Genomic DNA, 4891 nt, shown 5'->3' on the forward strand with positions numbered 1-4891 from the left:
CACATGATCGAGACGATCAACAAGCTGGTCCGCACCGGTCGCCAGATGCTCCACGAGATCGGCCGCGAGCCGACGCCCGAGGAACTGGCCGACAAGCTGCAGATGCCGCTCGAGAAGGTCCGCAAGGTGATGAAGATCGCCAAGGAGCCGATCTCGCTCGAGACGCCGATCGGCGACGAGGAAGACAGCCAGCTTGGCGATTTCATCGAGGACAAGAACGCCGTTCTGCCGCTCGACTCCGCCATTCAGGAGAACCTGAAGGAGACGACGACGCGGGTTCTGGCCTCGCTCACCCCGCGCGAGGAGCGGGTTCTGCGGATGCGCTTCGGCATTGGCATGAACACCGACCACACGCTCGAAGAGGTGGGCCAGCAGTTCTCGGTCACCCGCGAACGTATCCGTCAGATCGAGGCGAAGGCGCTGCGTAAGCTCAAGCACCCGAGCCGGTCGCGCAAGATGCGTTCGTTCCTCGACCAGTAATAGCATTCGATCAGGACGCCCCCGGTTTCGGGGGCGTTTTCATGTCATCCGGGGAGGGGAGCATGAAAGTCTTCACTACGTTTGTGGCTGCAGCCCTTCTGGTCGCTGGGTCCGCCAGCGCCGCCGAGCGCGCGCAATTCTACATTCCCGACAAGCCCGCCAAGCTGGTCTATCTCTTCACCTGCGAAGGAGAGAGCCAGGAGGCGATCGCCGAGAATTGGGAGAAGGCCAAGGCCGTCTTCGCCAGCGATCATCAAGAAGAGGCTGCGCGTCTGGAGGCGAAAACCACGGCGCAGCGCGAGTCCGGCCATGCCCCGAGCCAAGAGGCGATCGATGCGCATAACGTCGAATTCAACGCGCATAAAGCCGCGGTCGAAGCCGATCTTGCGCCGCTGGGCTGCAAGATGAACGGTCTCGTTCACGTGCCGTGACGGAGGGCGGTCCGCTTGCATTGCTGCGTCAAGGCGGCGGCCCCTAAACCGCATATTTCGCACATTTCTTGAGCATTTCGGGGGGTGGAACGGCTTTTTCGTCCCTCAAGTTGCTGGAAAGTTTGAAATTCCCCTGATCGTGTTATCGTCACTTTACGGACAATTGGGGTGTTCGTTGGGGGGAGTTAAATGCGGCTGCGCAATTACGCGCCAGCCCTGCTGAAACCGTTCAATGACGAGTTAACGCGAAAGTTTCTGTTCGCTTTGCTTTTCGTGGATGCAGTGCTGCTGGCTATTTTCATCACTTACAACGTTTTGGGGCTCAATCATGGCGACGGGCTGATCGCCGAACAGTTCTGGCGGTTCGATATCGGTCTCGACCTCAGCTTTTCCGAGAATTTCGGGTTCTTCAAATGGACCGCGATCATGGTGTTCATGCTCGCGTCGTTCCTGAAAAAGCCGAACGCCATGAGCGTTTTCATATTCGCCGTCTTCGCCATTCTGCTTGCCGATGACAGCAAGCAGTTGCACGAACACGCAGGCCGGTTTCTGAGGGAAAGGGTGTTCGGGCAAGTCATCGCCGATCCGCATGCCGCGCAGACGATCGGAGAGCTTGTGTATTTCGCGGGACAAGGCGTCGTTGTTGTCGCGCTTCTGTGGCTCGCTTATCGCTTCGGGTCGCCGGAGCAGCGCCTCTATGTGCTTCGCTTTTCCGCTTCGATCTTCGGTCTCATCATCTGTGGAGTGGGGTTCGACGCAATCCATAGCGTGTTCGAGGGCGCTCCGCTCTCATGGCTTCTCGGCTTGATCGAAGATGGCGGTGAGATCGTCTTCGCCTCCATCGCCTGCGGCTACGGTTTCAGTTACCTGCTCGCGCAGTTCCAGAGTGCCGAGGTTTCCCACGCGTAGTGGCGGCCTAATTCGTGTGGCGCGCGTGGGCAAAAGGCGTTGCCTGTCGTCTTGCGGCGGTCCAAATTGAGGCGACCCAATAACCGGAGATACCATGTTCAAGTTTGCGCCTGCCTTGCTCGCCCCTCTCGTTCTCGCTGCCTGTCAGGTCGGCACGATGCAATCGGGCACGCCGCGCATGGATCAAGCAGGCACCTGTTTCCTCTATGTGCAGGAAGAGGCAGGCGGCACCTATTCGGTGGTCTCGGGCGTGGGCGACGGCACGCCGCAACCCAAGGCCATGGTCAAGCGCGGGCTAAGCGGCGCGCAGGCCGATGCGGTGTGGGCGAAAGAGCGCAAGATCATGGACATCAACCCCGAATGCCTCGCGATCGTCGCGACGGATCGCTCCGAGGCGCGTCCCGCGCCGAAAAGCTGATGCATCGCCGGTTCGAGATCGCAACATCGGGCCCGGGTCTTTACGAATTCACGCGTGACGTGGCGGCTTGGGTCGCGGGCGCCGATGCGGAGGAGGCGTTGCTCACGCTGTTCATCCGTCACACCTCGGCAAGTCTCGCGATCCAGGAAAATGCCGACCCAGAAGTGCGCACCGATCTGGCTGAATTCTTCCATCGGCTCGTGCCGCCCGCGACCGATCCCAGCATGTCCTACCTGACCCATACCTATGAGGGGCCGGACGACATGCCGGCCCATATCAAATCGGCGCTTTTGCCGGTCAGCTTGCAGATTCCTGTCATTTCGGGGCGTATGGTGCTCGGAACTTGGCAAGGAATTTACCTTTTCGAACATCGCAGCCGGACGCATCGCCGAGAGGTCATGGCGCTCCTGCGCTGAGTCTCATTCGCCACAGGCAACTGCCACATCTGGGGTCGAAAGATTTTTCCTACCCAAACCATCGACGCTAGGCTAAGGTCTTGTGGATAAGAGGGGCATGCAGACCCTATCGTGAGGCGGGACAACGAACGGGGGAAAGCGAATGCGCTGCCCATTTTGCGGAAATGTCGATACTCAGGTGAAAGATAGCCGTCCGGCGGAAGATCACGTCGCGATCCGGCGACGTCGGTTCTGCCCGGCCTGCGGCGGTCGTTTCACCACTTACGAACGCGTCCAGCTGCGCGACCTCGTCGTGATCAAGACCTCCGGCAAGCGTGAGGATTTCGATCGCGACAAGCTCGAACGCTCGATCCGGATCGCGATGCAGAAACGCCCGGTCGAACCGGAGCGGATCGACCAGATGATCTCCGGTATCGTGCGACGCCTGGAAAGCATGGGCGAGACCGACATCTCCTCGAAGGTGATCGGCGAGATCGTGATGGAGACGCTCGCGCGGATCGACACGGTCGGCTATGTCCGGTTCGCCAGCGTTTACAAGAACTTCCAGGAAGCGGACGACTTCGACAAGTTCGTCTCCGAATTGCGTCCGCCGGGAGCGGGCGACCCCGAGTGACCGAAGAAGACCGGCGGTTCATGTCGATGGCCCTGACGCTTGCGCGCCGGGGCCTTGGCAATGTCTGGCCGAACCCGGCCGTCGGCTGCGTGATCGTGAAAGAGGGCCGCGTCGTCGGGCGCGGCTGGACCCAGCCGGGCGGGCGGCCCCATGCGGAAGTGCGTGCGCTCGCGCAGGCGGGGGAGGCGGCGCATGGCGCCACGGCCTATGTCACGCTGGAGCCTTGCGCCCATTACGGCAAGACGCCGCCCTGCGCGATGGCGCTGCGCGAGGCCGGAGTGGCGCGTGTCGTCTCGGCGATGGAAGACCCCGATCCGCGCGTTTCGGGCGGCGGTCATGCGATGCTGCGCGACGCGGGGATCGACGTGGAAACCGGGCTCATGGAGGCGGAGGCGCGCGATCTGCAGGCGGGGTTTCTCAGCCGTGTGACCCGCGCGCGGCCGTGGCTCGCGCTGAAGCTTGCGAGCAGTTTCGACGGGCGTATCGCGACCTCGACCGGCGAGAGCCAGTGGATCACCGGGCCGCAATCGCGCGCGCTGGTCCATGCGATGCGCGCTGAATTCGACGCGGTGATGGTGGGTGGCGGGACCGCGCGGGCCGACGATCCGCTGCTGACCGTGCGCAGCTTCACGCCGCTGCGCCAACCTCTGCGGATCGTGGCCTCGGCGGGGCTGGATTTGCCGCGCAAGCGGCTTGCCGGGTCACTGGATACCGCGCAGCTCTGGCTGATCCATGGGGCCGAGGCTCCTGAGGAAGCGAAAGACTACTGGCGCGATGTGGGCGCGGAACTGATCGAGGTGGCCGAGACAGTTGGCGGCGGTCTCGATCCGCTGGCGCTGATGGAGGCTCTGGCCGGGTTCGGCCTGACCCGCGTGTTCTGCGAAGGCGGCGGCAAGTTCGCGGCCTCTCTGATCAATGCCGGGCTGGTGGACGAGCTGATCGGCTTCACTGCGGGCATGGTGCTGGGCGCGGATGGTCGCGCCGGGGTCGGCGATATGGGGCTGAGTGCGCTCGCCTCTGCGCCGCGCTACGCTCTGGTCGAAAGCCGCCCCATCGGCGACGACCTGCTTCACCGCTGGCGGCGCCAGAGCCACGTATAGGACGCGAATACCCCCTGCAGCTTCGCACCGATCCGGTTGAGCGGGCCCCGGGGCAGGGCGCGGCCTTCGCTCAGACGATCCAGCGCGACCTCAACCGGGCAGGGCAACCCGCTGACCGGGTCGAGATAGCGCGGATAAGCGATCAGCGCGGCATGGGCGAGCTGCAGCAGATCGGGGCGCGCCGTTCTGCGCGCCGGAACAGACCCGAGATCGCGGGTGAGCCCCCAGCCGGCATAGAAGGGCGCCCCGAGGGTGGTGACAGCCTTGCCGCGCAAGAGAGCCTCGAAGCCGAGGCCGGAAGTCATCGTCCAGACCTCGTCCACCGCGTCGATCAGCGCAGCGGTGTTGGTCTCGGGCAGGATCAGATCGGCATATGTCTTCGCCACTTCATCGGGTACGACGCCGGGACGCAGACCAGCGACGACATCGGGGTGAGGTTTGAAAAGGATAACTGAATCGGGGTTCTCGGCCCGGGTTCTCTCCAGAAGCATCGCATTTGTGCAAGTCTCCCCCGCGCCGAGGCG

The 4891-nt window shown here is 63.1% G+C and carries 7 protein-coding genes and 1 pseudogene; 7 read left to right on the plus strand and 1 reads right to left on the minus strand.

The window, feature by feature from the left end:
- From B3D39_RS12560 to ribD, 7 genes are all read left to right on the plus strand, one after another.
- Positions 1 to 480, plus strand: a 480-nt coding sequence (locus B3D39_RS12560; protein WP_286789751.1) for a sigma-70 family RNA polymerase sigma factor, incomplete at its 5' end; no start/stop codon positions are given.
- A gap of 62 nt (positions 481 to 542) precedes the next feature.
- Positions 543 to 911: a hypothetical protein gene (locus tag B3D39_RS12565; RefSeq protein ID WP_274962912.1), complete on the plus strand. Its 369-nt coding sequence runs from the start codon at positions 543 to 545 to the stop codon at positions 909 to 911.
- Between the two features lie 189 nt (positions 912 to 1100).
- On the plus strand, positions 1101 to 1820 hold the full coding sequence (locus tag B3D39_RS12570) for a hypothetical protein (RefSeq protein WP_274962913.1): 720 nt from the start codon (positions 1101 to 1103) through the stop codon (positions 1818 to 1820).
- 94 nt (positions 1821 to 1914) lie between these two features.
- A complete protein-coding gene (locus B3D39_RS12575; protein ID WP_078570046.1) occupies positions 1915 to 2238 on the plus strand; it encodes a hypothetical protein in 324 nt (107 codons plus the stop codon).
- Positions 2238 to 2654 (plus strand): secondary thiamine-phosphate synthase enzyme YjbQ, encoded by a 417-nt coding sequence (locus B3D39_RS12580; protein WP_274962914.1) that lies wholly within the window; start codon positions 2238 to 2240, stop codon positions 2652 to 2654. Before B3D39_RS12575 ends, B3D39_RS12580 begins: the two co-directional genes overlap by 1 nt.
- A 142-nt stretch (positions 2655 to 2796) precedes the next feature.
- The gene (nrdR, locus tag B3D39_RS12585; RefSeq protein WP_075774214.1) at positions 2797 to 3267 is read left to right on the plus strand and encodes a transcriptional regulator NrdR; all 471 of its coding nucleotides are present in this window, start codon (positions 2797 to 2799) and stop codon (positions 3265 to 3267) included.
- Positions 3264 to 4367: a bifunctional diaminohydroxyphosphoribosylaminopyrimidine deaminase/5-amino-6-(5-phosphoribosylamino)uracil reductase RibD gene (ribD, locus tag B3D39_RS12590; RefSeq protein WP_274962915.1), complete on the plus strand. Its 1104-nt coding sequence runs from the start codon at positions 3264 to 3266 to the stop codon at positions 4365 to 4367. The genes nrdR and ribD overlap by 4 nt, the downstream gene beginning before the upstream one ends.
- On the opposite strand, the pseudogene B3D39_RS12595 reads toward ribD, so the two are convergent.
- A pseudogene (locus tag B3D39_RS12595) lies at positions 4337 to 4891 on the minus strand (capsular polysaccharide biosynthesis protein); the annotation flags it as partial. The gene ribD and the pseudogene B3D39_RS12595 sit on opposite strands and share 31 nt — an antisense overlap.

The sequence above is a fragment of the Thioclava sp. UBA3469 genome, from assembly GCF_002378135.1.
Taxonomy (GTDB): domain Bacteria; phylum Pseudomonadota; class Alphaproteobacteria; order Rhodobacterales; family Rhodobacteraceae; genus Thioclava; species Thioclava sediminum.